At 68.9% G+C, this 23028-nt stretch carries 24 protein-coding genes, 1 rRNA gene and 1 pseudogene; 15 read left to right on the forward strand and 11 right to left on the reverse strand.

Annotated elements, in window-relative coordinates:
• Window positions 1–143: 143 nt before the first annotated feature.
• Both rrf and LDL49_RS48915 read left to right on the forward strand, forming a co-directional pair.
• Window positions 144–260 (forward strand): 5S ribosomal RNA (gene rrf / locus LDL49_RS48910).
• Between the two features lie 462 nt (window positions 261–722).
• Complete coding sequence (locus LDL49_RS48915) at window positions 723–1187, forward strand: Imm7 family immunity protein (RefSeq protein WP_225301813.1); 465 nt, start codon at window positions 723–725, stop codon at window positions 1185–1187.
• Window positions 1188–1955: 768 nt separating this feature from the next.
• Here LDL49_RS48915 and LDL49_RS48920 read toward each other — a convergent pair.
• Window positions 1956–2453: a winged helix-turn-helix transcriptional regulator gene (locus LDL49_RS48920; protein ID WP_225301814.1), complete on the reverse strand. Its 498-nt coding sequence runs from the start codon at window positions 2451–2453 to the stop codon at window positions 1956–1958.
• Between the two features lie 95 nt (window positions 2454–2548).
• Between LDL49_RS48920 and LDL49_RS48925 the strand changes: the two genes are divergently transcribed.
• The 4 genes and pseudogenes from LDL49_RS48925 (at window position 2549) to LDL49_RS48940 (ending at window position 6609) form a co-directional block, all read left to right on the forward strand.
• Complete coding sequence (locus LDL49_RS48925; protein ID WP_225301815.1) at window positions 2549–3124, forward strand: dihydrofolate reductase family protein; 576 nt, start codon at window positions 2549–2551, stop codon at window positions 3122–3124.
• Window positions 3118–3948: an MBL fold metallo-hydrolase gene (locus LDL49_RS48930; protein WP_225301816.1), complete on the forward strand. Its 831-nt coding sequence runs from the start codon at window positions 3118–3120 to the stop codon at window positions 3946–3948. Before LDL49_RS48925 ends, LDL49_RS48930 begins: the two co-directional genes overlap by 7 nt.
• Window positions 3949–4185: 237 nt before the next feature.
• Window positions 4186–5105, forward strand: a pseudogene (locus LDL49_RS48935) (aminoglycoside phosphotransferase family protein).
• Window positions 5106–5658: 553 nt separating this feature from the next.
• Window positions 5659–6609 (forward strand): serine hydrolase, encoded by a 951-nt coding sequence (locus tag LDL49_RS48940; RefSeq protein ID WP_225301817.1) that lies wholly within the window; start codon window positions 5659–5661, stop codon window positions 6607–6609.
• 30 nt (window positions 6610–6639) lie between these two features.
• Here LDL49_RS48940 and LDL49_RS48945 read toward each other — a convergent pair whose 3' ends face one another.
• From LDL49_RS48945 to pstS, 5 genes are read right to left on the reverse strand one after another with little or no spacing between them, the layout of a single operon-like run.
• Entirely contained in the window at window positions 6640–7335 is a 696-nt protein-coding gene (locus LDL49_RS48945; protein ID WP_225301818.1) for a response regulator transcription factor, read from the reverse strand.
• A gap of 26 nt (window positions 7336–7361) precedes the next feature.
• The gene (pstB, locus tag LDL49_RS48950; RefSeq protein ID WP_225301819.1) at window positions 7362–8138 is read right to left on the reverse strand and encodes a phosphate ABC transporter ATP-binding protein PstB; all 777 of its coding nucleotides are present in this window, start codon (window positions 8136–8138) and stop codon (window positions 7362–7364) included.
• 14 nt (window positions 8139–8152) lie between these two features.
• A complete protein-coding gene (gene pstA, locus LDL49_RS48955) occupies window positions 8153–9028 on the reverse strand; it encodes a phosphate ABC transporter permease PstA (protein WP_225301820.1) in 876 nt (291 codons plus the stop codon).
• Window positions 9025–10005 carry a phosphate ABC transporter permease subunit PstC gene (gene pstC / locus LDL49_RS48960; RefSeq protein ID WP_225301821.1) on the reverse strand — a complete coding sequence of 327 codons (981 nt, stop codon included), beginning with the start codon at window positions 10003–10005 and terminating at the stop codon, window positions 9025–9027. The genes pstA and pstC overlap by 4 nt, the downstream gene beginning before the upstream one ends.
• A gap of 6 nt (window positions 10006–10011) precedes the next feature.
• Window positions 10012–11124, reverse strand: a complete 1113-nt coding sequence (pstS, locus tag LDL49_RS48965; RefSeq protein WP_225301822.1) for a phosphate ABC transporter substrate-binding protein PstS — start codon at window positions 11122–11124, stop codon at window positions 10012–10014.
• Between the two features lie 171 nt (window positions 11125–11295).
• Here pstS and LDL49_RS48970 point away from each other — a divergent pair, with 171 nt between their 5' ends.
• Window positions 11296–11718, forward strand: a complete 423-nt coding sequence (locus tag LDL49_RS48970) for a low molecular weight protein-tyrosine-phosphatase (RefSeq protein ID WP_504854026.1) — start codon at window positions 11296–11298, stop codon at window positions 11716–11718.
• Entirely contained in the window at window positions 11705–12490 is a 786-nt protein-coding gene (locus LDL49_RS48975; protein WP_225301824.1) for a fructosamine kinase family protein, read from the forward strand. The genes LDL49_RS48970 and LDL49_RS48975 overlap by 14 nt, the downstream gene beginning before the upstream one ends.
• On the opposite strand, the gene hisN is transcribed toward LDL49_RS48975, so the two are convergent.
• The 4 genes from hisN to aroA form a co-directional block, all read right to left on the reverse strand.
• Window positions 12485–13270 carry a histidinol-phosphatase gene (gene hisN, locus LDL49_RS48980; protein WP_225301825.1) on the reverse strand — a complete coding sequence of 262 codons (786 nt, stop codon included), beginning with the start codon at window positions 13268–13270 and terminating at the stop codon, window positions 12485–12487. The two genes, LDL49_RS48975 and hisN, sit on opposite strands and share 6 nt — an antisense overlap.
• Before the next feature lie 120 nt (window positions 13271–13390).
• A complete protein-coding gene (gene rsgA / locus LDL49_RS48985) occupies window positions 13391–14335 on the reverse strand; it encodes a ribosome small subunit-dependent GTPase A (protein ID WP_225301826.1) in 945 nt (314 codons plus the stop codon).
• 100 nt (window positions 14336–14435) lie between these two features.
• On the reverse strand, window positions 14436–14594 hold the full coding sequence (locus tag LDL49_RS48990; protein WP_225301827.1) for a hypothetical protein: 159 nt from the start codon (window positions 14592–14594) through the stop codon (window positions 14436–14438).
• Window positions 14591–15883, reverse strand: coding sequence for a 3-phosphoshikimate 1-carboxyvinyltransferase (gene aroA / locus LDL49_RS48995; protein WP_225301828.1), 1293 nt, complete (start codon window positions 15881–15883; stop codon window positions 14591–14593). Before aroA ends, LDL49_RS48990 begins: the two co-directional genes overlap by 4 nt.
• A gap of 94 nt (window positions 15884–15977) precedes the next feature.
• Here aroA and LDL49_RS49000 point away from each other — a divergent pair, with 94 nt between their 5' ends.
• Window positions 15978–16724, forward strand: coding sequence for an SOS response-associated peptidase (locus LDL49_RS49000; RefSeq protein WP_225301829.1), 747 nt, complete (start codon window positions 15978–15980; stop codon window positions 16722–16724).
• Between the two features lie 153 nt (window positions 16725–16877).
• Window positions 16878–17210, forward strand: coding sequence for a TraR/DksA family transcriptional regulator (locus tag LDL49_RS49005; RefSeq protein ID WP_225301830.1), 333 nt, complete (start codon window positions 16878–16880; stop codon window positions 17208–17210).
• Window positions 17211–17221: 11 nt separating this feature from the next.
• Here the strand turns inward: LDL49_RS49005 and LDL49_RS49010 are convergent, their stop codons facing one another.
• Window positions 17222–17989 (reverse strand): class I SAM-dependent methyltransferase, encoded by a 768-nt coding sequence (locus tag LDL49_RS49010; protein ID WP_225301831.1) that lies wholly within the window; start codon window positions 17987–17989, stop codon window positions 17222–17224.
• Between the two features lie 234 nt (window positions 17990–18223).
• Here LDL49_RS49010 and LDL49_RS49015 point away from each other — a divergent pair, with 234 nt between their 5' ends.
• The 5 genes from LDL49_RS49015 (at window position 18224) to LDL49_RS49035 (ending at window position 22898) form a co-directional block, all read left to right on the forward strand.
• Window positions 18224–18829 (forward strand): sigma-70 family RNA polymerase sigma factor, encoded by a 606-nt coding sequence (locus LDL49_RS49015; protein WP_214640210.1) that lies wholly within the window; start codon window positions 18224–18226, stop codon window positions 18827–18829.
• Window positions 18826–19092, forward strand: a complete 267-nt coding sequence (gene rsrA / locus LDL49_RS49020) for a mycothiol system anti-sigma-R factor (RefSeq protein ID WP_225301833.1) — start codon at window positions 18826–18828, stop codon at window positions 19090–19092. The genes LDL49_RS49015 and rsrA overlap by 4 nt, the downstream gene beginning before the upstream one ends.
• A gap of 9 nt (window positions 19093–19101) precedes the next feature.
• The gene (locus LDL49_RS49025) at window positions 19102–20040 is read left to right on the forward strand and encodes an NAD-dependent epimerase/dehydratase family protein (RefSeq protein WP_225301834.1); all 939 of its coding nucleotides are present in this window, start codon (window positions 19102–19104) and stop codon (window positions 20038–20040) included.
• A gap of 243 nt (window positions 20041–20283) precedes the next feature.
• Window positions 20284–21639, forward strand: a complete 1356-nt coding sequence (locus tag LDL49_RS49030; protein ID WP_225301835.1) for an HD-GYP domain-containing protein — start codon at window positions 20284–20286, stop codon at window positions 21637–21639.
• Window positions 21636–22898, forward strand: coding sequence for an HD-GYP domain-containing protein (locus tag LDL49_RS49035; protein ID WP_225301836.1), 1263 nt, complete (start codon window positions 21636–21638; stop codon window positions 22896–22898). The genes LDL49_RS49030 and LDL49_RS49035 overlap by 4 nt, the downstream gene beginning before the upstream one ends.
• The last annotated feature ends 130 nt before the right edge of the window (window positions 22899–23028 follow it).

Genomic DNA, 23028 nt, shown 5'->3' on the forward strand with positions numbered 1-23028 from the left:
GTGGAAGCACGGTAACGTGTGGAGCTGACCGGTACTAATAGGCCGAGGACTTGACCACAAAGCTTTTCTTGCTCGCGTCCACTATGCGATTCTGAAACAACAAACACGCCTGGTTGGTTGTGTGTTTGACAGTTTCATAGGGTTACGGCGGTTATGGCGGGAAGGAAACACCCGGTTACATTCCGAACCCGGAAGTTAAGCTTCCCAGCGCCGATGGTACTGCACTCGGGAGGGTGTGGGAGAGTAGGTCACCGCCGGACAATCTTTGATAGCGGGAAAGGGCTCCACACGTGACGTGTGGGGCCCTTTTCCCTGTGTTACGGGGGATTGCACGCCTTACGCGTGCGGCCCCCCTTTTTTTCTGCGTTGTACGGTGTATGGGTCTCACGCTTTGCCGCGTGGGGCCCTTTCTTGCGTTATGGGGTTTGCGTTTTGGGGCCAGGTGAGTGGAAGGGTGGGTAGCGCGTGAGGACCGTTCACGGCCATGGGTCTGACGCCTTGGTGCGTGGGGCCCTTCTTACGTTTCCGGGCCTTGTAGGGTGCGGTCCCGCGAGTCGCGGGGCGGTCTGCTGGGCGGACGGCCAAGGGCGGGAGGGGGACCGCTTGGCCCTTGAGGCCTTTCTTGCGTTCCCGAGCCTCACACGAGTCGGCCTGATGGAGAGAGGGCGAAGGCGAAAGGGGGGACGATGATGGAGTATCACGGGTGGGTGACCATCCGTCAGATGGCTCGCGCCGACCGCGGCTACGGCTACAACAGCCTCCTGGAGCAGCAGGCGGCCGACGACCATGACGGCCCCCTGGAGCAGCAGGGGGCGCACGATGACGGCGACGATGGCCTCCTGGAGCGGCAGGTGGAGGAGATTCGTGCTTATCTGGCGCAACTTCCCGACTACGGCCTGATCGACCTGCGCTGGCTGAACGGTAGTCCCTCCTTGCACGTGGCCGGCCAGCCCAATCGGGACGGCGGCTGGAGCGACATCATCCTCGGGCTGTTCCAACGGATCGGCCAGATCGCGCCTGGCTCCTACGGGCTGCTCCACCTCTGGGACGACGAAGGCACTCACCCGAACGAGTTCCGCGTCTACCGACTCGTACGCGGCCGGCTGAGCGAGCACGCCGACACCCTGCTCTCTCCCACGATCCCGACCCTCGAGGACCCCGAACCGAATCCCGAGCCCGACTCCTGACCCGAACCGGGCCTCGAACTGGACTCCTGGCCAGGGCTATCCGTCTGTCAGTAGGAGTTCGATGCCGATACAGAACTTGGGTGGACAGCAGATCGTGGTGTCCGTGCGAGCGAGACCGTGGTGTTGTGCGTGCGCAGGAACGCCAGCATCGTGGCGTCCGTGCGCCTACCTGAATGACCCTTAGTAGCCAGTCATGTGAATTAAGTAAGGTTGGCGCGTACTTGCCTCGCCAGTGTTCAGTGGCGATCTATGAGCTGATGCGCGACACCGGCCGCCGCCCCTACGACATCGCCCAGGTGGAAGCGGACTGCCTGGAGAAGGACAGGGAGCATTGGCAGTTGCGCTGGGACAATGGCAAGGGCCTGCGCAACGGGCGACGGCTGCCGATCCCGGCCGCGACCGTGGCCACTGTCCACCACCTGACCTGGCTGGCCGTCCGCGCCACGATCGAGTTACCGAGTGGGTCGGAGGAGTTCCTGTTCTCGTCGGCCGGCGAGTTCGGGCGGGTGCGGCACCTGGAGTCCCACCATATCTCGCCGATCATCCGGGCCTTCGACGATGAGGTCCCGCAACTGCTGGCCGAGGAGTTCGGCCTGGAGGCGCGGCGGGTGCCGTTCGACCGCTCGCTGATCTTCCCGTACGCCTTCCGGCACTCTTATCGCCAGCTGCACGCTGATGCGGAAGTGCCGATCGACGTGCTGCGGAGCTCATGGATCACTGATCTAATGCAGACCACTTCAGCGTCTGGGCGGGGCCGTTCCGTCACCGTCAATCGACGTGTTGTTGCTCGGCGGCCGCGGCGTGGGCGGCGTCGAGGCGCTCGAACGGGCCTGGACCGTCGTGCGGCTTCGGCGGGGCGCCGAGGTGGCGGACGCGAAGCTCGTCCATGAGCTCCTCGATGAAGGCCGGACCCTCATCGCGCATGAGCTGCTGTCGACTCCGGAACTCGTCGCTGCCCGGGCGCCAGTCGAGGCCCCAGTTGCCGAGGGCGTAGATGATCGGAAGAGTCTGGATACCGGCTTCAGTGAGGCTGTAGCGAGCGCGCTGCCCCCGCGCGGCGGTGCCGCGGGTGAGGATCCCCGCCTCGACGAGCCGCACGAGGCGGTCGGCGAGGATGTTCGAAGCGATGCCCTCGATCGAACCGGTGAGCAGCGCCCGAAAGTAGCGGCGGTCGCCGAAGATGACGTCGCGAAGCACGAGCAACGACCAGCGATCTCCGAGCACCTCGACGGCGGCGTTGATCGGACACCCGGACCGTGGTTCCACGATTCCCTCCTTGACAGGTATTTCGCCCTCAATATAGTAGTTGCAGAATGCAAGCACTATGAGGAAGGGGGATGATGGGCCGCTTCATTTATTCGATGAACGTGTCCCTCGACCTGCGGATCGAGCAAGTTCCTGGGGACAACGGCGCTGGCGAGTGGTTGCGCATCAGCGAGGAGCTGCACCGCGAGGCTAATGCCCAGACGCGGGAGCTCGCGCTCATGGTCCATGGTCGGCTCATCTACGAGACGATGGAGGAGTACTGGCCACGGGCACGCGAGGACGCGTCGTTGCCGGACTACATGCGTGAGTACGGCGAGATCTGGACCGCCAAGCCCAAGGTGCTCGTCTCCCGCACCCGCCGCGGCGCCGATCACAACACCCGGATCATCGGCGGAGACGATGCGATCGAGCAACTCGCCGCCCTGCGGGCCGCGACCGACGGCAGCATCAGTGTGGGCGGCGCGGCGCTCGCCACACAGCTGCTCCGGGCAGGGCTGCTCGACGAGCTGCTGCTCTGGACCCACCCGGCGATCCTCGGCTTCGGCAGGCCGCTGTTCGACGACTACGACATGCCGATCGAGCTCGATCTGCTCGAGCAGCGATCGTTCGAGCAGGGCGTCACGATGCATCGTTACGCCATCCAGAATGCAAAGGAGGCGAGCTCATGCTGAGGCGGGTCGCGGAGGGTGTCCTGGCCCACCAGAGTGAGTTGCTCCAGAACAACACCGTTGTCGTGCAAGGCCGGGCCGGCGTGTTGCTCGTTGACCCCGGGATCACGGGCGACGAGATGGTCGCCATCGCGGACGACCTTCGTAAGTTGGGCCAGTCCGTTGTGGCAGGCTTCTCGACGCATCCTGATTGGGATCACGTGCTCTGGCACGCCAAGCTCGGCGAAGCTCCCCGTTACGGTACAGCCCGCTGCGCGGCTTATATGCGAGATCTGCTGTCGAACGCGGACTGGAAGGCCCGCGTCGCTGAGGGGCTGCCGCCGCAAATCGCTGAGGAGACGCCACTGGACCTGTTCGGCCTCATTACCGGCCTGCCTGCCGAAACTACGCAGATTCCGTGGGATGGCCCCAAGGTCCGGATCATCGAGCATCAGGCACATGCTCAGGGCCATGCGGCGCTACTGATCGAGGAACGCAGGGTTCTCGTCGTCGGCGACATGCTGTCTGATGTCTTGATTCCGATGCTCGATTTGAGCGCCGCTGACCCGATCGAGGACTACCTCGCCGCGCTGCGACTGCTCGAAGGCGTGGCAGGCGACGTCGATGTCTTCATCCCGGGTCACGGGTCCGTCGGCGGAGCTGAGCAGCTGCGCGCCCAGATCGACCAGGATCGGGCGTACGTGCAGGCCCTGCGTGACCATCAGGTTGTCAATGACCCGCGGGTCGGTCCATCGGCCAAGCCCGGCTGGGAGTGGGTAAGCGACGTGCACAACGGACAAGCCCAGCGTCTCGCCCAAAGAAGCGAGCGCGACGGGGCGCCCCGCTAGCGATCGGTGTGCGACACAGCCCATCCGACGCCATCCACATCGGAACGGCCAGTGACGGTAAGAGGCGTCCGCCGGGCTCTTCAACGTGACTGACCGTTCGGTTGCTGCTCAAGCCCGGAAACCGACCCTGGGCGGCAGCTGACCGCCAGGGAAGCGCTCGAATCCTGGGTCTCCTGGTCTGAGAGCCTTGAACCGGGGAGAAAACGGGCGGCTGCCATCCGGCTACTGTTGATCCGCATGACGCACACCGAGATCCAGATCACCGCGGAGTTGGTGCGGGATCTGCTGCGTGATCAGCACCCCGACCTGGCCGATTACCCGGTGAAGCTCGGCGCGCGTGGCTGGGACAACCAGCTATGGCGGCTCGGCGACGACCTCGCCGTCCGGTTGCCCTGGGCGACGGAGGACGCGGACGTGCTGCTGCGGCAGGAATACACCTGGCTGCCGGATCTCGCCCCACGCCTTCCGCTGCCGGTTCCCGTTCCGCAGCGCCTCGGCGAGCCCTCCGCTCTGTTTCCGCGACCCTGGATCGTCACCACCTGGGTGCGGGGCGAGCCTGCCGACCGCGCCCCCGTCACGCGCGCCGAGGAGGCGGCCGACGCGTTGGCCGCTTCCTGACGGCTCTGCACCGACCCGCCCCCGACCAGGCGCCCGCCGGCCGCTTTGGCCGCGGAGGGTCGCTGGCCGACCACTCCGAGAGGTTCGCCAAGCAGTTCGCCTCGGCCACCGAGCTGGGGCTGATCCCCGACCCGGACGCCGTCCGCGCGATCTGGGACGATGCCGCCGCCGCGCCTGGCTGGACAGGCCCGGCGCTATGGCTCCACAGCGACCTGCATCCGGCCAACGTCCTCACTGCTGACGGCACCATCTGCGGCGTGATCGACTTCGGCGACGTCTGCGCCGGCGATCCGGCCGCAGACCTCGCCGCCGCCTGGAATCTGCTGCCGGATGGCGCTGCCGACCGCTTCCATGCCGCCTACCAGCCGGCCCCGGACGCCGCGACCCTGCGCCGCGCTCGCGGATGGGCGGCGGGGCAGGCGCTCGGAGGCATCCTCATCGGAGAGGCCGGCGTCCGCGGCCGCCCAGGCGGCAAGGCCACGTGGGGCCCACCCGCCCACGCCGCACTGCGACGCCTCACCGCAACGGCCCATCGCTGATCGATCGCCTCTCCACACGCTCGAATACCTTCGCGCCGACTCCGCCGCGATCGGCATGCTGGGTCCACTTGCCTGACGTGGCCTGCCAGACCTCCAGGCGGCTGGGCAGCCAGTTTGCTTGACGACCCTAGATAGCGTGGTCCGTGCGTCGGCATTGTGGTGGCCGGGCGTTGGCCGGCCAGCTGTCGAGTCCAGGACGTGCACGACGATCTGCTGCGAGTTGTCGGTGCTCGCTGCTCGTGTGCTCGGTGCTCTTGGCGACGACGCGCGACGCCGATCCTGTGGCCGCGCTCGCGGCTCGTGCTCGCCCTGGCCAGGTCGCGGGCCGCCAGGCGATCGTCCCGCAGGTGCCAGGCCGACCTACAGGGCCAGGCCGGTCCCACTGGGCGAGGCCGCCCCCGGCGAGGCCGCCCCACTGGGCGAGGCCGCCCCACTGGGCGAGGCCGCCCCACAGGGTTTGCTGAACGGGACACCTGTGACGCTGACCTGGTCTCCCAAACTGGGCACTACTGGCCACTAGCGTCACATCAGTACCATTCGTGATAATTCACGAATGGTGGCGGGCAGAGGCGTTGGGGGGTTCTCCCGCGTGGCCTTAGCGGGGATCCTCCTGCTGGTCTTGGCCGTCTGGCCGGCGCCTCAGCGAGAGCCGGTCCAGCGCCCGGCCGCCTTCCACCAGCAGGCCCCGATCCTGCTTCAGCAGCAGGCACTGGTCGAAGCCCTCGCGCCGGTGAAGCATCGCGAGAAGCCCAAGCCGGAGCCGCCGATCGCAGCTAAGAAGATCACCAAGCGGCTCGATCAGTACCTGGCCGGACGTCCGGGTCCCGTCACGGCCATGGTGAAAGATCTCACCACCGGGCGTCTCTACCGTTATCACCGCAACGAACGGCTGATCACCGCGAGCACCGCCAAAGTGCAGATCCTCATGGCGCTCCTCCTCAAGACCCCCTGGCACAAGCTCTCGAAGGCCACCAGGCGCGACGCCGACCTCATGATCCGCTACAGCGACAACCACGCCGCCGACCGTCTCTGGCTGCGCATCGGCGGGGCCGCCGGATTCACGAAGGCGGGCGAGAAGTTCGGGCTCCGCCACACTCAGGGGGTTCCGGGTGACTGCGTCGACCTGTACTGCTGGGGCATCACCGGCACCTCGGCCGAAGACCAGGTGCGGCTGATGAAGGCCCTCGTGTCGGCCAAGAGCCCGCTCCGGGCCAAGGACCGTGCGCAGGTGCTCAGGCTGATGGGCAAGGTGATCGACGGCCAGGACTGGGGCGTGAGCGCCGCCAAGTGCAAGGGTGACCGTGTCGCCCTGAAGAACGGCTGGCTGAAGCGCGTGTCCACCAAGCGCTGGGCCATCGTCAGCGTCGGCCTCATCCGCGGCCACGGCCATGACTACGCGCTGGCCGTACTGACCGAGAACAACGCCGACACCGGCCAGGGCATCGCGACCGTGCAGGGCGTGGCCGAGCGGATCATGAAATCTTTCCGGTCGTGCCACGCCTGACCGCACGGGGTCATACAGGGCCGAGCAGGGTCACACAGAGCCGGAGGGGGCGGGGGCGACCAAACGGTAGCCCACGCCGCGGACCGTCTGGATCAGTGCGTCCTCGTCGTCGCCCAGCCGGGCCCGCAGCCGCTTGACGTGTACCGCGATCGTATTCGTCGAGGTGCTGGACACCGTGTGCCACACATGCCGCATGATCTGCTCCCGTGTGACCGTGCGGTTCGCGTTGCGCATCAGATACTGCAGCAGCTCGAACTCGCGCAGCGGCAGGTGCACGACCCGTCCGTCCACCCGTACCTGGTAGGCCTGGGCGTCGAGTTCGACGCCGCCCACGACCAGCACCTCGCGGCCCTCCGGGGAGGCCGCGTGGATGAACGGCAATAACTCCGGCACCCGGTACGGCCTGGCCACGCAGGCGACGGCACCGGCGGCGAGCGCCTGTACAGCCTGCTCGGCGTGCCCCTCTCCGACGCCGAGCAGAACGGGCACGGCCCGCGAGAGCCGTACCGCCCGTACGAAGTCGACGGCGCCGATGACCGGCAGCGTGGCCGACACGAGTACCACGTCAGGCTGCAGCGCCCCGGCCTGGATCAGGCCCTGGGCGCCGTCGGGGACGCCGGTGACCGAGACGCCCTCGCGTTCGAGGGCGGTGGCCACGTCCTCCACGACCCCGTTGTCCGGGTCCGCGATGAGCAGGATGGGCTTCGTCCTCGTGTCCCCGTTCACACTGGATGCCGCCTGCTGGTGGATCATCAGCCGAAGCGCCCGGTGATGTAGTCCTCGGTCGCCTTCTCGGTGGGATTGGTGAACATGCGGGAGGTCTCGTCCATCTCGACGACCTTGCCGGGCTTGCCCTGCTCGGCGAGGTTGAAGAAGGCGGTCCGGTCGCTGACCCGGGCGGCCTGCTGCATGTTGTGGGTGACGATCACGATCGTGTAGTCGTCCTTGAGCTTGGCCATGAGGTCCTCGATGGCCAGAGTGGAGATCGGGTCGAGCGCGGAGCAGGGCTCGTCCATCAGCAGCACCTGCGGCTGGACCGCGATGGCCCTGGCGATGCAGAGTCGCTGCTGCTGGCCGCCCGACAGGCCCGCGCCGGGCTTGTTGAGGCGGTCCTTGACCTCGTTCCAGAGGTTGGCGCCCTTCAGTGACGTCTCGACGACGCCGTCCATCTCCGACTTGGAGACACGGCCGTTGAGCCGGAGCCCGGCGGCCACGTTCTCGTAGATCGACATCGTGGGGAACGGGTTGGGGCGCTGGAAGACCATGCCGATCATCCGGCGTACCGAGACGGGCTCGACGCTGGAGGCGTACAGGTCCTCGCCGTCGAGCAGCACCTTGCCCTCCACGCGCGCGCCGGGGATGACCTCGTGCATGCGGTTGAGCGTGCGCAGGAACGTCGACTTGCCGCACCCGGAGGGACCGATGAACGCGGTGATCGAGCGCGGCTCGATGGTCATCGAGACGTCCTCGATGGCCTTGTGGCCTCCGTAGTAGGCGTCGAGGCCGGAGACCTGAATCTGCTTGGACATAGTGGCTTTACCCCTTATCGGCCTCTGGCGGGCGCGCGCCACCGGGCGATCAGGCGCGCCACCAGGTTGAGCAGCATGACGATCAGGATGAGCGTGAGGGCTCCGGTCCAGGCCCGATCCACGGCGGTGTCGTTGGGACGACCCGCCTGGTCGAAGACGAACAGGGGGAGCCCCATCTGCGGCCCGCTGAACGGGTCGTTGTTGATGGAGTCGGTGAAGAACACGGTGAGCAGCAGCGGCGCGGTCTCGCCGGCGACTCTGGCCACGGCCAGCATGACGCCGGTGATGATGCCGGTCAGCGCGGTCGGCAGGACGACCTTCATGATCGTGCGCCACTTGGCCACACCCAGCGCGTACGAGGCTTCGCGCAGGTCGTTCGGGACCAGGCGGAGCATCTCCTCGGCCGATCTGACCACGGTCGGCATCATCAGGATCGACAGTGCCAGCGCCCCGGCGAACCCGGAGAACGGCAGGCCCAGGAACAGGACCCAGAACGCCAGGATGAACAGGCCGGCGACGACAGAAGGGACGCCGGTCATGACGTCCACGAAAAAGCTGATATATCGGCTCAACCGGCCGCCGTTGCCGTACTCGACCAGATAGATCGCGGTCAGCAGCCCGATGGGGACGGAGATGAGCGAGGCGAGCAGGACCTGTTCCAGCGTGCCGATGATCGCGTGGTAGGCACCGCCGCCCGCGTCGCGGGCGCCGATGTTGCGCATCGAGTGCGTGAGGAAGTCCAGGTCGAAGCGCCCGAGGCCGTTCTTGATCACCAGCCAGAGCACGGACACGAGCGGCACCACGGCCAGGGCGAACGCCAGGTAGACCAGCCCCTGGACGACGCGGTCCTTGATGCGGCGGCTGGTCGAGATGTGCTGGATCGCGGTCATGCGGCGGCCCTCGCGTACTCCTTGCGGCGGTTGATGATCATGCGGGCCGCTATGTTGACGAGCAGTGTGATGACGAACAGCACCAGGCCGGAGGCGATCAGCGCGCCTCTGCCGATCGGGGTGGCCTCACCGAAGCCGTTGGCGATGTTCGCCGCGATGCTGTTGGCGTGCGGGGTGAGGATCTCGAAGCTGATGTCGAAGGTGGCGGGGAAGATCAGCGCGACCGCGATGGTCTCGCCCATCGCCCGGCCGAGGCCGAGCATCGCGGCGCTGATGACGCCGGGACGGCCGAACGGCAGCACGGCCATCCGGATCATCTCCCAGCGGGTGGCGCCGAGCGCGAGCGCCGCCTCTTCGTTCATCTTGGGCGCCTGGAGGAAGACCTCGCGGGAGATGGCGGCGACGATCGGCAGGATCATGATCGCCAGGACGATGGCCCCCGCGAGCATGGTCTTGCCGCCGATCGCGCCCTCGCCGGCGAAGAGAGGGAACCAGCCCAGGTTCTCGTTCAGCCATTGCGACGGCGTCTTGAGCAGCGGCACCAGGAAGACCACGCCCCACAGGCCGTACACCACACTGGGGACGGCGGCGAGCAGGTCGATCAGGTAGCCGAGCGGCCCCGCCAGGCGGCGGGGCGCGTAGTGGGAGATGAACAGCGCCACGCCGATCGCGATGGGAGTCGCGATGACGAGCGCGAGGGCCGAGCTGAGCACGGTGCCGAACGCCAGGGCGGCGATGCCGAAGACCTGGCTGCCGTTCGGGTCCCAGACCAGCTCGGAGAAGAAGTGACCCTTGTTCGCCTGCAGGGCGGGGATCGCCTCGCTGATGAGGAAGACGGCGATGGCCGCCATGATCCCCAGCAGGATGACGCCCGCGCCGGTGGCGGCGTAACGGAAGGGCCCTTCACCATGGCTGCGCCGCGAGGCGGACCGGCTCCTGGCCGATCCGCCGTCACGGGTACGAACGTTGGTCGTCATCGGCTGCTAGGAGATCGCCTCGACAGCGGTGCGGACCTTGGTCAGGAGATCGCCCGAGAGAGGGGCGTAACCGAGGTCCTTCAGCGCGGCCTGGCCCTCGTCGCTGGCGGTGTAGGTGAGGAAGGACTTGACCAGCTTCGACTGGTCGGCGGGCAGGCCCTTCTCGCAGGTGATCTCGTACGTCACCAGGACGATGGGGTACGCGCCCGCGGTCTTGGTGGCGTAGTCGATGCCGAGCTTCAGGTCGTTGCCGGTGCCCTTGATCTCCGCGGTCTCGATCGTCTTGGCGGCGCTGTCGGCGTTCAGCTCGACGAACTCGCCCGCGCCGTTGGCGACCTTGGCCTTCTGGAGCTGGGAGTTCTCGGCGAACGACAGCTCGACGTAGCTGATCGAGCCCTCGGCGCCCTTCACCGAGGAGGCGATGCCGTCGGAGCCCTTGGCGCCCTGGCCCTTGGCCTCGGCGGGCCACGCCTTGGCGGGCTCGTACGGCCACTCGGCCGTGGCCTTGAGGAACTTGGTGAAGTTGTCGCTGGTGCCGGACTCATCGGCCCGGTGGAAGGCCTGGATCGGCGTCGAAGGCAGCTTGGCCTGCGGGTTGTCGGCCTTGATGGCCGCGTCGTCCCACTTGGTGATCTTGCTGCTGAAGATGCCGCCGAGGGTCTTGGGGGACAGCTGCAGCCCGTCGACACCCGGGAGGTTGTAGACGACCGCGATCGGGCCGGTCACCATCGGGATGTTGATGGCCTTGCCGGTCTTGCACCGGGCGTCGGCCTGAGCGGGCTCGCCCTTGTCGTCCTTGAGGGCCGAGTCGGAACCCGCGAAGGCGACCGTACCCTGGATGAAGGCCTGGACGCCCGCGCCCGAACCGCTGGGCTGGTAGTTCAGGCTGGCCCCCGGGTTCTTGCTCTGGAAGTCCTTCTTCCACTGGTCGATCGCGTTGGCCTGGGCCGAGGATCCGGCGGCGTTGATCGTGCCGCTCAGACCGTTGTCGTTACCCGCGGCGGTGGTGGCACCGGCGGACGCGGTGGCGTCGGCGCCGCTGTTGTTGTCTGTGCCGCACGCAGCGAGCGAGAGCGCGCCGACGACGGCGACGGCGGCGAGCCGGCCTGCATACTTCACGGTTGGGTTCCTCCCACTTGGTCCTTAGTCGCTACGAAGTTATGCAGCCAAAGTGACTCAATCCCCCTACCAGGGGTGAACGGACGGTGAACGGCCCTGGTCACCCTCATGATGGGAGGTATGACTTATCGCGTATGCCTGGTGTGCATGGGAAACATCTGCCGTTCACCTATGGCGGAGACCGTGCTCAGGCGGACATTGGCCGACCACGGACTCGATGAACGGGTGGCCGTCGACAGCGCCGGCACCGGCGGCTGGCACGAGGGCGATCCCATGGACGCGCGGGCTCTGCGGACGCTGGCCGACCACGGCTATGACGGCTCCGCGCACCGGGCCAGGCAGTTCACTTCGGGGTGGTTCGACCGCTACGACCTGGTGCTGGCCATGGACCGGGACAACCTGTCCTTCCTGCGGCGGATGGCCCCCGAGGGCGTGGAGGTGCGGCTGTTCCGCTCGTTCGACCCCGACGCGCCGGACAGCGCCGAGGTGCCTGACCCCTACTACGGCGAGGCCGACGGTTTCGTAGAGGTGCTGCGGCTGGTCGAGGCCGCTTCCGAAGGCGTCGCTAAACACATCGCCGATGAGATCGACTGAGGATCTCGGGGCCTCCCATGGGTGGCGGCTGCAGCGCGGCGTGCTCGACGACGGGCGCGTGGTGTTCGCCAAGACCGGAGCCGTTTCTCCGGTGTTCACCTCCGAGGCCGAGGGGCTGCGGTGGCTGGGCGAGGTCATCGCGGTGCCGGAGGTGATCGAGGTGTCCCGGGATCGGCTCGTCCTCTCGTGGGTGGACACCGCCGCGCCGACGGCGGCGGCCGCCGAGCGGTTCGGGCGCGATCTCGCGCGGCTGCACCGCGCGGGCGCGCCCGCGTTCGGCGCGCCCTGGCCGGGCTTCATCGCCGATCTGCCGATGGACAACTCGCCCGTCGACGACTGGCCGGCCTTCTACGCCACCCGCCGGGTGCTGCCCTTCGTACGGCAGGCGCGGCTGCCCGCGCGGGACGTGGCGCTCATCGAGCGGGCCGTGGCGCGGTTCGGCGAGGTGGCGGGGCCGCCGGAGCCGCCGGCGCGCATCCACGGTGACCTGTGGAGCGGGAACGTGCTCTGGTCGGACGGGCGCGGGGTGCTCATCGACCCGGCGGCGCACGGCGGGCATCGGGAGACGGACCTGGCGATGCTGGCGTTGTTCGGGGCGCCCTATCTGGATCGGATCCTGGGGGCCTACCAGGAGGAGACGCCGCTCGCGGACGGGTGGCGGGAGCGGGTGCCGCTGCACCAACTGCATCCGCTGCTCGTCCACGTGGTGCTCTTTGGCGGGACATATCGCGACAGCTTGCTGGCTGCCGTGGCGCGGGTGCTGGCTCTATGAGGCGTTCAGGCGTCTGAGGACCTCGTCGTGCAGGAGGCCGTTGGTGCAGACCAGGCTGCCGCCCTCCAGCCCGGGTACGCCCGCGAGGTCCGTCCACCTGCCGCCGGCCTCCTCGACGATCACGGTGAGGGCCGCCATGTCCCACGGCGACAGCTCCGGCTCGGCGGACACCTCCACCGAGCCCTCCGCGACCATCATGTGCGACCAGAAGTCGCCATAGGCCCTGGTGCGCCAGCAGGCCCGGCCGAGGTCGAGGAAGTTGTCGAGGCGGCCCATCTTCTCCCAGCCGCCGAAGCTGGAGTAGGAGAACGACGCGTTCTCCAGATCGGAGACCGACGAGACCCGCATCCGGGTCGCCTTGGTCAGGCTCTTGCCGGTCCAGGCGCCGCCCTCGGTGGCCGCCCACCAGCGCTTGCCCAGGGCGGGGGCGGACACCAGGCCCACCTTGACCTGGCCGTACTCCATCAGCGAGATCAGCGTCGCCCACACGGGCACGCCGCGCACGTAGTTCTTGGTGCCGTCGATCGGGTCGATGATCCAGGACCTGGCACCCCAGCCCGTCTTGCCGAACTCCTCGCCCACGACCGCGTCACGCGGCCGGGCCCGCCGGAGGGTGCCGCGAATGGCCTCCTCCACGGCACGATCGGCATCGCTGACCGGCGTGAGGTCCGGCTTGGTGTCGACCTTGAGATCGACCGCCTTGAACCTCCGCATGGTCAGGTCATCGGCGTGGTCCGCCATGACGTGCGCCAGACGTAGATCATCGTTATAACCCGTCACGATGAGCCACGCTACCGTGACTTACCTCCCGAACATCAGTCGAGCGGCCCTGCATTTCTGGTAAGTCCCGTTCCCCGACGGATGGCTGGTTCTTCTGATAGGTCCCGTTCGCTGCGGGGCTCAGGTGCCGTCGTCCGGGGTGCCCTCCCGGCTGGACAGGAGGCGGCGCAGGGACTCCAGACGGGCCGGCTCGGCGTGCCCGGCCGCCACCCAGGGGCCCAGCGCGCAGTCGGCGTCCAGGTGGGTGCAGCCCTTGGGGCAGTTGACCGTGCCTTCGATGAGGTCGGGGAAGGAGGCGAGGACCGTCTCGACCGACACGTGGGCCAGGCCGAAGCTGCGTACGCCGGGGGTGTCGATGATCCAGCCGCCCTCCGGGAGCTCGAGGGCCACGGCCGAGGTCGAGGTGTGGCGGCCCCGGCCGGTGACGGCGTTGACCTGGGAGACCGCCCGGTTGGCGGCCGGGACGAGGGCGTTGACCAGGGTCGACTTGCCCACGCCCGAGTGGCCGACCATGACGCTGAGGCGTCCGGTGAGGTGGTCGCGGAGCTGGTCCAGCGAGCCGCCCTTGTGGACGACGACGTGCGACACCCCGAGCGGCTCGTACATCGCCACCAGCTCGTCGGGCGGCGCCAGGTCCGACTTGGTGAGGCAGAGGAGCGTTTCGATCTCGGCGTCGAAGGCGGCCACCAGGATCCGGTCGATCATGCGCGGCCGGGGCGGCGGGTCGGCGAGCGCGGTCACGATGACCAGCTGGTCGGCGTTGGCCACCACCGGGCGTTCGATGCCGTCGGTGTCCTCGACGTCGTCGGCCGAACGGCGCAGCATCGACGTGCGCGGCTCGACGCGTACGACCCTGGCCAGGGCGTCGGGGCGGCCCGAGACGTCGCCCACGAGGGCCACCCGGTCGCCGACGACGATGCCCTTGCGGCCGAGCTCGCGCGCCTTCATGGCGGTGACCAAGCGTCGCTCGGGCTGCTTGCGCTTCTGGGCCGATCCCTTGGCGCGCTCGGGCTCGACCAGCGTGGTGTAGCGGCCCCGGTCGACGGCGACCACGAACCCCTCCACGGCGTCATCATGCGCAGGCCGGATCCGGGTCCGCGGCCGCGAGCCCTTGCTCGGCCTGACCCGTACGTCGTCCTCGTCGTACTCCCGCTTTCTCAGCGATCTACTCCCATGTCGCCGTGCGCCGCCCGTCCATCGTGGCGGTCCTGTCCACATGTTGCCCCACCGGGCGGGTGCCCAGGGGATCGTGCCCGCGTGTCCATCCCACCATGCCGACCGGCATGGCCGCCCGTACGGGCATCCGCGTGGGACGGGTGGTCATCGCTCGCCCAGCATGGTCGTCCACATCTGGACGAACTCCGGGAGCGTCTTGGCCGTCGTCGCGATGTTCTCCACGCTGATGTCCGGGACCGCCAGCCCGATGACCGCTCCGGCCGTGGCCATGCGGTGGTCGTCGTAGCTGTGGAAGACGCCGCCGTGCAGCGGGCGGGGGCGGATGAGCAGGCCGTCGTCGGTCTCCTCCGCGTCGCCGCCCAGCCGGGTGATCTCGGTGACCAGGGCGGCCAGGCGATCGGTCTCGTGGCCGCGCAGGTGCGCCACGCCCCGGATCCGGGACGGCGAGCTCGCCAGTGCGGCCAGCGCGGCGATCGTCGGCGTCAGCTCGCCCACCTCGCGCAGGTCGGCGTCGATGCCCTCGATCCGGCCGGTGCCGGTCACGGTCAGGTCGCCTGTCGCCTCGTGGGCCTCCGGGGACAGCCGGACCGTGGCGCCCATCGAGGTGAGCAGGTAGCGCAGGGCGTCGCCCGGCTGCGTGGTCGTGCGGGGCCAGCCGGGGATGGTGACCGTGCCGCCCGTGACCAGCGCCGCGCCCAGGAAGGGCGCCGCGTTGGACAGGTCGGGCTCGACGGCCAGGTCCCTGGCCGCGATCGGTCCGGGCTCGACCCGCCAGAGGTCGCGCTCGCCGTCGTCGACCGTCACCCCGGCCGCCCTGAGCATCTGGATCGTCATCTCGATGTGCGGCTGCGAAGGCACGGGCGGGCCGACATGGCGGATCGTGATGCCCTTCTCGAAGCGCGCCGCCGTGAGCAGCAGCCCCGAGACGAACTGCGACGAGCCCGAAGCGTCGAGCGTGACCTCGCCACCCGCCGGCGGGCCGTGGATGGTGAAGGGCAGGGCGTCGTTGTCGACGCGGGCGCCGAGCGCGCGCAGGGCGTCGAGGATGGGGCCCATGGGGCGCTTGCGGGCGTGCGGGTCGCCGTCGAAGGCGACCGGGCCGTCGGCCAGGGCGGCCATCGGCGGCACGAAGCGCATGACGGTGCCCGCCAGGCCCGCGTCGATGCTCCCCCCGCCACGGATCGGGCCGGGGGTGACCTGCCAGTCGACGGCGGCCGTGGTCTCGTGCACCGGTGTCAGGGTGGCGCCCAGGACACGCAGCGCCGCCACCATGAGGTCGGCGTCGCGGCTGCGCAGTGCCTGGCGCACCATGCCGGGGCCGTCGGCCAGCGCGGCGAGGAGCAGCGCGCGGTTGGTCACGGACTTGGAGCCGGGCAGGCGGACCGACGCGACCACGGGAGCGGTCGCGGTGGGTGCGGGCCAGTGCGGTGCGGGCATGGTCAAAGAATACTGGCGCCGGTGAACTTCACGGCTGCCGACGGCTCGGACGGCCACGCATGCGGTCGCCGGCCGTACATGGCAGTGTGGGGACATGTGCGGGAGATACGCGTCGGCGCGCAAGAAGCACGAGCTGCTGGAGGAGTTCCAGGTCGAGCTCGACGGTGACCCCGACAAGGAGCTCGGGCCCGACTACAACGTCGCGCCCACCAAGAACGTCTACGCCGTCCTCAGCCGGGTCCCGAAGGACGCCGAGCGGGCCGTGCGGCAGCTGCGGATCGTCAGGTGGGGGCTGGTGCCGGCCTGGGCGAAGGACCCGTCGGTGGGCTCGCGGATGATCAACGCGAGGATCGAGACGGTGGCCGAGAAGCCGTCCTACCGCCAGGCGTTCGCCAAGCGCAGGTGCCTGTTGCCGGCCGACGGCTACTTCGAGTGGATGCCGGTCGAGGGTGACAAGAAGAAGAAACAGCCCTACTTCATCCATCCGGAAGACGGCGGGGTGCTGGCGATGGCGGGCCTGTACGAGTTCTGGAAGGACAAGTCGCGCGACGACGACGATCCGCTCAAGTGGCTGGTGACCTGCACGGTCATCACCACCGACGCCGAGGACGACCTGGGCCGCATCCACGACAGGATGCCGATGATGATCGAGCGGGAGCGCTGGGCGGAGTGGCTCGACCCCAAGCTCACCGACCCCGAGCAGGCCTCGGGGCTGCTGGTGCCGGCCGACAGCGGGCGGCTGACGGCGCTGGCCGTTTCCACAGATGTCAACAATGTTCGGAACAACGGCCCGGACCTCATCAAACCCCTGCCCCCGGAGGAGGAAACCGCTCTCCGCTGAAGGTGTAAGAGCCAGGCTTAGTGGGCATTCGGTGGGGAAAGCGATGCATCCGTTCACCCGGAGTCACCGCCACACATGCCCCCCAATGCGCCGGGTAGGACTTCCGGGGAGTCCCGCTGCGGCTTGCCCCCCTTTACCCGGAGGTGCGGATTCGTGGACGACGCGACCGCTCGTAAGCAGCTGGAGAAGATGCTCGCGGACCTGGACCGATCGATCGGGGTGCTGCAGGGCGACCCCGTCGCGATCCGCGACTACTCCGCGGCCGACGCGGGGTCCGACCTGACCGACGCCGACCGCGCCCAGGCCATGCTCACCGTCGCCACCGCGCAGCGCAGGGCCGTGATCGAGGCGCTCAAGCGCGTGGACGAAGGTACGTACGGCAGCTGCGTCGACTGCGGCAGGCCGGTTCCGGAGGGCCGGTTGGAGGCCCGTCCGGAGGCCGCGCGGTGCGTGGAGTGCCAGGGCAGGCAGGAACGCCGCCGCTAGCGGACGGCGGGTCAGCTCTTGCGGACGCTGGCCACGAGGTGGATGCCGACCGTGTCGTCGTCGTCAGGGTGCGCGTCGAGCTCGGTGCGCACCAGCCAGGCCAGCGACCTGGCGTCGGAGCCCAGCACGTGGTCGACGGTGGAGGGCGACAGGACGGTGCGCGGGCGTACCCACTCCACCTCCAGACCGGCGCCGGTCAGCAGCTCGCGCAGCTGCGCGCTGCTGAAGCAGCGGGTGATGCTGCCGTCGGGCCACGGCACCAGCATGACCTCGCCCGTCTGCCGCAGGTGCTGCCACTGCTCCTGCTCGGCGAGGATCGCCATGCCCAGCACCAGGGAGTCGACGCAGATCAGCGCCCGGCCGCCGGGCCGCAGCACCCGGAACACGTCGCTCATCGCCGACTCGGCCATGAGCTCGATCGACATGGCGCGTTCCTCGGCGACGACCGCGTCCACGCTCTCGTCGGGGAGGAAGGCCAGGTCGTCGGCGCGTACGTGGCGCACGCGCCCGGCGTCGCGCAGCCGCGCCTGCGGGTCGGGAGCCGAGGGGCTCAACGACAAGGAAGTGGTACGGCGGAAGTCGAGCAGCTCGATCACCCGGTGCCCGGCTCTGGCGGCCTGCCCGGACCAGCGTCCGCGGCCGCCTGACAGGTCGAGGACGACGGAGGGTTGGGTGGGGAGCCACCGGGTCAGCTGCTCGGCGACAACGGCGCGGTAGAAGGTCCAGTACGGCCCGAGCGTCCCTGAGCCGTTCAGTTCCTCGGCCGGAATGGGCAGCACACGCGACTCCTGGGTTCCGGGAAAATGGCTACCAGCCGGTACGTATGGTTTTCCCCGCACCGGGTCGTTCGTCACCTTCTATCTTGCGGGAACAGACGAGGGCGCGGGCGTGTTGCGACGTGCATGCTCACATTGCTCGAACCCCTCCCCAGTGACGGACCGGTCCGTGACGAGCGGGTATTCTCCCCTGAGTACGGTGTACCGCAACAGCCGGCCACCGGTGATCTTAGGGGGGTGGGTCCGGTGCCCGCGACAGGCGCGGAGACTCTGGAACAGCGAAGTGAGCGGTTCGAGCGCGAAGCCATGCCTTACCTCGAGCAGCTCTACTCCGCGGCGCTCCGGATGACCCGGAACCCAGCGGACGCGGAGGACCTGCTTCAGGAGACCTTCGCCAAGGCGTTCGCGTCGTTCCACCAGTTCCAGGAAGGTACGAACCTCAAGGCGTGGCTCTACCGGATCCTGACCAACACCTTCATCAACAGCTATCGCAAGAAGCAGCGCGAGCCCAAGCAGTCGGGCACCGAGGAGATCGAGGACTGGCAGCTCGCCCGCGCTGAGTCGCACACGTCGAGCGGACTGAAGTCGGCCGAGGTCGAGGCGCTCGAGCATCTCCCCGACGGTGATATCAAGCAGGCCCTGGCGGTCCTGCCCGAGGAGTTCCGGATCGCGGTCTATCTGGCCGACGTCGAGGGCTTCCCGTACAAGGAGATCGCCGACATCATGGGGACCCCGATCGGCACCGTGATGTCCAGGCTGCACCGCGGTCGCAGGCAGCTCCGCGGACTTCTCGAGGACTACGCCCGCGAGCGCGGCCTGGTCCCGGCGGAGGGATCGAAATGAGCTGTGGCAACCCGCATGACACCGACTGTCGGGAAGTACTCGACAAGGTCTACTCCTATCTCGACGGCGAGCTGACCGAGGGCGACGTGGTCGACATCCGCGTGCACCTCGAAGAGTGCAGCCCGTGCCTGAAGGAGTACGACCTCGACAAGGCGATCAAGGCGCTCGTGGCCAAGCACTGCGGCTGCGACCCGGTCCCCGGCGACCTGCGCTCCAAAGTGCTGGCCCGCATCGCGCAGGTGAGGTCGGAGCTGTCCGACTAGGATTCCCCCATGCGCGTGCTTGTCACCGGGGGTGCCGGGTTCATCGGGTCGAATCTCGTCGACCGCCTGCTGGCGGATGGGCATGACGTCGCGGTCGTCGACGACTTCTCCTCCGGCCGCCGCGACAACCTGGCCGACGCGGCCACGCATGGCCGCTTCCGCCTGCACGAGATCGACGTCCGCGATCCGGCCATGATCGAGCTGGCCGCCGAGCTGCGGCCCGAGGTCATCTGCCATCTCGCCGCGCAGATCAGCGTACGCAAGAGCGTCACCGACCCGGTCCACGACGCCAGTGTGAACGTCCAGGGCACCGCGTCGGTCCTGACCGCCGCGCACGAGGCCGGCACCCGCAAGGTGGTCTTCGCCTCCTCCGTCGCGGTCTACGGCCGGCCCGCCACGATCCCGGTGCCCGGTGACGCCGCCACCGACCCGCGCTCCCCGTACGCCGCCTCCAAGCTGAGCGGCGAGACCTACCTCGCCACGTTCCGGGCGCTCTACGGCATCGAATACACCACGCTCGTGCTGTCCAACGTCTACGGCCCGCGCCAGTCGCCCGAAGGCGAGGCCGGAGTGGTGGCCATCTTCACCGACGGCCTGCTCAGCGGCACGCCCACGGTGCTCTACGGCGACGGCACGCAGACCCGCGACTACATCTACGTCGAGGACGTGGTCGACGGCTTCGTCCGGGCCTGTGGAGCCGACGGCAACGGGCGCAGGTTCAACCTCGGCACCGGCATCCAGACCACCGACCGCAGGCTGCACGCGCTGATCGCCGACGCGGCCGACGCGCCGGACAAGCCGGGGTTCGCGCCGCCGCGGGTGGGCGACCTGCCGGCCATGGCGGTCGACCCGGTGCCGGCCTACGAGGGGCTCGGCTGGCAGCCGCGCACCGACCTGGCGACCGGGCTGAAGAACACGGTCGCCTGGGCGGCCCGTCGCCCAAGGTAGTGGATTGATTACGCTTTGCTTGCGATTCTCGACTCTGGCCCTGCACAGACCGGGCCTTCTGTAGCGTGACCCACAGGAGTCGGCGTAACGAGTCGACGTGGAGGCGAGCACATGCTGAAGGCTATGATCGCCCGGCTGATCGCGGCCGCGGTGCTGATCACCCCTGTGATGACACTGCTGATGAGCGCGGGCGGGGCCCTGCCTCACGGGGTGTCCTGGACCTGAGCACCCTTGGGGGCCGCAATGCGTGATCTGCCGTGGCCTGCGAAGGTCTATCTCATCGCCGTCATCGGCGCGGCGACCATCCTCCTCGGACATAGCGTGATCACTTCCGGGCGCCTGGTGGCACCCGGCGATCTGGGCATCCTGCTGGTGCTCGCGCTGCTGTTCCTGGTCTGTGAGTCGATGCCGACGTTGCTGAACGTGGAGCAGTTCGCGGTGTCCGTGAGCTTCTCCGCTGCTCTGGCCGCTGTCGTCCTGATCGGTCCAGAAGGGGCCGCTCTGGTGGGGTTCACGGCGGTCTTCAGCGTGCGGCCGGGGCTGCCGTTGATCAAGAGGCTGTTCAACGGGGCGCAGTTCGCGATCTGCGGCTACGCGGCCGGCTGGATCTACCAGGGGCTGGGCGGCGCCTCCGGCGTGCCGGGGGTCAACGCCTTCGACGACCTCATCGGCCCTTACGCCGCGGCGACGGGCGTGTTCGTGCCGCTCAACATCGTGCTCACGCTGACCATGATCCGGCTGGCGACCCGGGTGCGGGCCATGGAGGTGCCGCTGCGGGGCATGGTCCAGTTCCTGCTGTCCTACCTGGGTTACGGCACGTTCGGGCTGCTGGTGGCCGGGCTCTGGGCGACCGTGCAGTCGATCTCGGCGGTGCTGGTGCTGCTGCCGCTGTTCGTCGCCCGCTGGGCGTTCGGCCAATATCACGCGCAGCAGCGCTCGTACGACGCCACGATCGCCGCGCTGTGCCAGGCGGTCGAGACGAAGGACTACTACACCAGGGGCCACTGCACCCGCGTCTCGCTGGCCTCCTCGATGATCGCTCAGGAGATCGGCATGGGCCTGGAGCGGCTGCGCGCCATCCGCTACGCGGGCATGCTGCACGACGTGGGCAAGCTCGGCGTGCCGACCAAGGTGCTGCAGAAGGAGGGGCCGCTGACCGAGGAGGAGTTCGCCGCGATCCAGCTCCACCCGATGCGCGGGCTGGAGATCGTCCGAGGGATCGACTTCCTCGACGAGGCCTACGCCGGGATCATGCACCACCACGAACGCCACGACGGCAAGGGATATCCGATGGGGCTCGCGGCCGACGAGATCCCGGAGTTCGCCCGGATCATCGCCGTGGCCGACGCGTTCGACTCGATGACGTCCGACCGCTCCTACCGCCACGCCCGCTCGGTGGAGGTGGCGGTCGACGAGCTGCGCAAGAACGCGGGCCGCCAGTTCGACCCGGTCATGGTGGCGGCCTTCGCCAGAGCGCTCGAACGCGAGCCATGGCAGCCGCCCCGCCGCGTCGAGTCGCCGCCGCCCGAAGCGACCGAGACCCCGATCAAGGATCATGACGACCCGACCAGGCCGATCGAAGTGGTGAGCGGGCCTTGACGCGTGCCTTCCAGAGCCTGGACTCCGGGCAACTGCTGCTCATCTGCGGGGCGGGGCTGGTCGCGGTGGCCGGCGTCGCGCACACCTCCGCCGTGGGGCTCGACCGGCCCGAGATCGCGATCGGCTTCGGCGCGCTGATCGCGGTCGGCGAGCTGGCCAGGCTCACCATGCCGGGAAACCGGGAGGTCGCGCCCATCGGCGCCGCCGCCGCGCTCGGCTACACGCTGCTGCTCGACCTCAGCGACAACCCGCTGCGCCACACGGCGCTCCAGGTGGTGGCCGTCATCGCGGTCGGCATGATCGCCGGCGCGCTGCCGCACCTGGCGGTCGGCCGCCCGCCCCGCCTCGACGCCATGGCGCGCCGCCTGCTGACCGGCGCGCTGCTCGCCTTCGCCTTCCGTCCGCTGGCCGACCCGCTCTTCCAGCTGACCCGGCAGGACCCTCCGACGTGGTGGCCGGCGCTCGGCGTCATGGTCACGCTCATCACGCTCACCCTGCTGATCGACGTGCTGATCGCGGCCCTGCTCAGGGCCGAGCAGGTGCGCACCGCCTTCAAGGTGGCCGTACGCGACGAGCTCAACATGGCCTTCCCGCTCGGCGCCGCCGTGGCCGCGTCCGGCGTGCTGCTCGCGCTGGCCACCCACAGCATGGACCTGGTGGCGCTGCTGGTCTTCGCAGCTCCGCTGCTGGTCACTCAGGTGGCCTTCCGCAAGTACGCCGGGATCCGCGCCACCTACCTGCAGACCGTACGGGCCCTGTCCCGGGTCACGGAGGTCGGTGGCTACGTCGAGCCCGGCCACTCGCGCCGGGTGAGCCGCCTGGCCGTGGCGGTCGGCCGCGAGCTGGGCATGGCGGAGCCGGAGCTGCTGGAGCTCGAGTACGCGGCCCTCATGCACGACATCGGCCAGCTGTCCCTGAGCGACCCCATCCCGGGCGGCGCGACGGTGCTCGCCGATCCCGCACAGGCCCGCCGCATCGCCGAGCTGGGCGCCGAGGTGATCAAGCAGACGGGAGTGCTCGACCGGGTGGCCGAGCTCGTACGCCGCCAATGCGACCAGATCGCCGAGGACCCACCGCTGTCCAGCCGGATCATCAAGGCGGCCAACGCCTACGACGACCTGGTCGGCGGGTCGGCCGATCGGGATCGGGCGGGGGCGGCGCTTGAGCGGCTGCGGCTGGCGGTGGGCACCGCGTATGATCCGGCGGCGATCGAGGCGATGACCCGGGTCGTGGACCGGTTAGCGGTCCACAAGCTGTAACCCCGGGTGCGGCGACGATGGCTCGTCACACGACCGCCTCGAACCGTGTGATGGTGGTTGGGGTCTTGGGGGATGCCCCTGGCCGCGCAGCACCCCCGCGACCAGCGTGCCTGATGGCCCCGCCTTCGGT

It is taken from the genome of Nonomuraea aurantiaca, assembly GCF_020215705.1.
In the GTDB taxonomy this organism is placed as follows: Bacteria; Actinomycetota; Actinomycetes; order Streptosporangiales; family Streptosporangiaceae; genus Nonomuraea; species Nonomuraea aurantiaca.

Bases quoted from the DNA above. Each gene is read 5' to 3' on its own strand.
- LDL49_RS48925 (WP_225301815.1), top strand. From the start codon at position 2,549: ATGAACGTGTCCCTCGACCTGCGGATCGAGCAAGTTCCTGGGGACAAC.
- LDL49_RS49000 (WP_225301829.1), top strand. From the start codon at position 15,978: ATGTGCGGGAGATACGCGTCGGCGCGCAAGAAGCACGAGCTGCTGGAG.
- LDL49_RS48990 (WP_225301827.1), bottom strand. From the start codon at position 14,594: ATGACCACCCGTCCCACGCGGATGCCCGTACGGGCGGCCATGCCGGTC.
- LDL49_RS48940 (WP_225301817.1), top strand. From the start codon at position 5,659: ATGGTGGCGGGCAGAGGCGTTGGGGGGTTCTCCCGCGTGGCCTTAGCG.
- pstB (WP_225301819.1), bottom strand. From the start codon at position 8,138: ATGTCCAAGCAGATTCAGGTCTCCGGCCTCGACGCCTACTACGGAGGC.
- aroA (WP_225301828.1), bottom strand. From the start codon at position 15,883: ATGCCCGCACCGCACTGGCCCGCACCCACCGCGACCGCTCCCGTGGTC.
- LDL49_RS48975 (WP_225301824.1), top strand. From the start codon at position 11,705: ATGAGATCGACTGAGGATCTCGGGGCCTCCCATGGGTGGCGGCTGCAG.
- pstA (WP_225301820.1), bottom strand. From the start codon at position 9,028: ATGACCGCGATCCAGCACATCTCGACCAGCCGCCGCATCAAGGACCGC.
- LDL49_RS48930 (WP_225301816.1), top strand. From the start codon at position 3,118: ATGCTGAGGCGGGTCGCGGAGGGTGTCCTGGCCCACCAGAGTGAGTTG.
- LDL49_RS48915 (WP_225301813.1), top strand. From the start codon at position 723: ATGGCTCGCGCCGACCGCGGCTACGGCTACAACAGCCTCCTGGAGCAG.
- LDL49_RS49030 (WP_225301835.1), top strand. From the start codon at position 20,284: ATGCGTGATCTGCCGTGGCCTGCGAAGGTCTATCTCATCGCCGTCATC.
- LDL49_RS49025 (WP_225301834.1), top strand. From the start codon at position 19,102: ATGCGCGTGCTTGTCACCGGGGGTGCCGGGTTCATCGGGTCGAATCTC.
- LDL49_RS48970 (WP_504854026.1), top strand. From the start codon at position 11,296: ATGGCGGAGACCGTGCTCAGGCGGACATTGGCCGACCACGGACTCGAT.
- rsrA (WP_225301833.1), top strand. From the start codon at position 18,826: ATGAGCTGTGGCAACCCGCATGACACCGACTGTCGGGAAGTACTCGAC.
- pstC (WP_225301821.1), bottom strand. From the start codon at position 10,005: ATGACGACCAACGTTCGTACCCGTGACGGCGGATCGGCCAGGAGCCGG.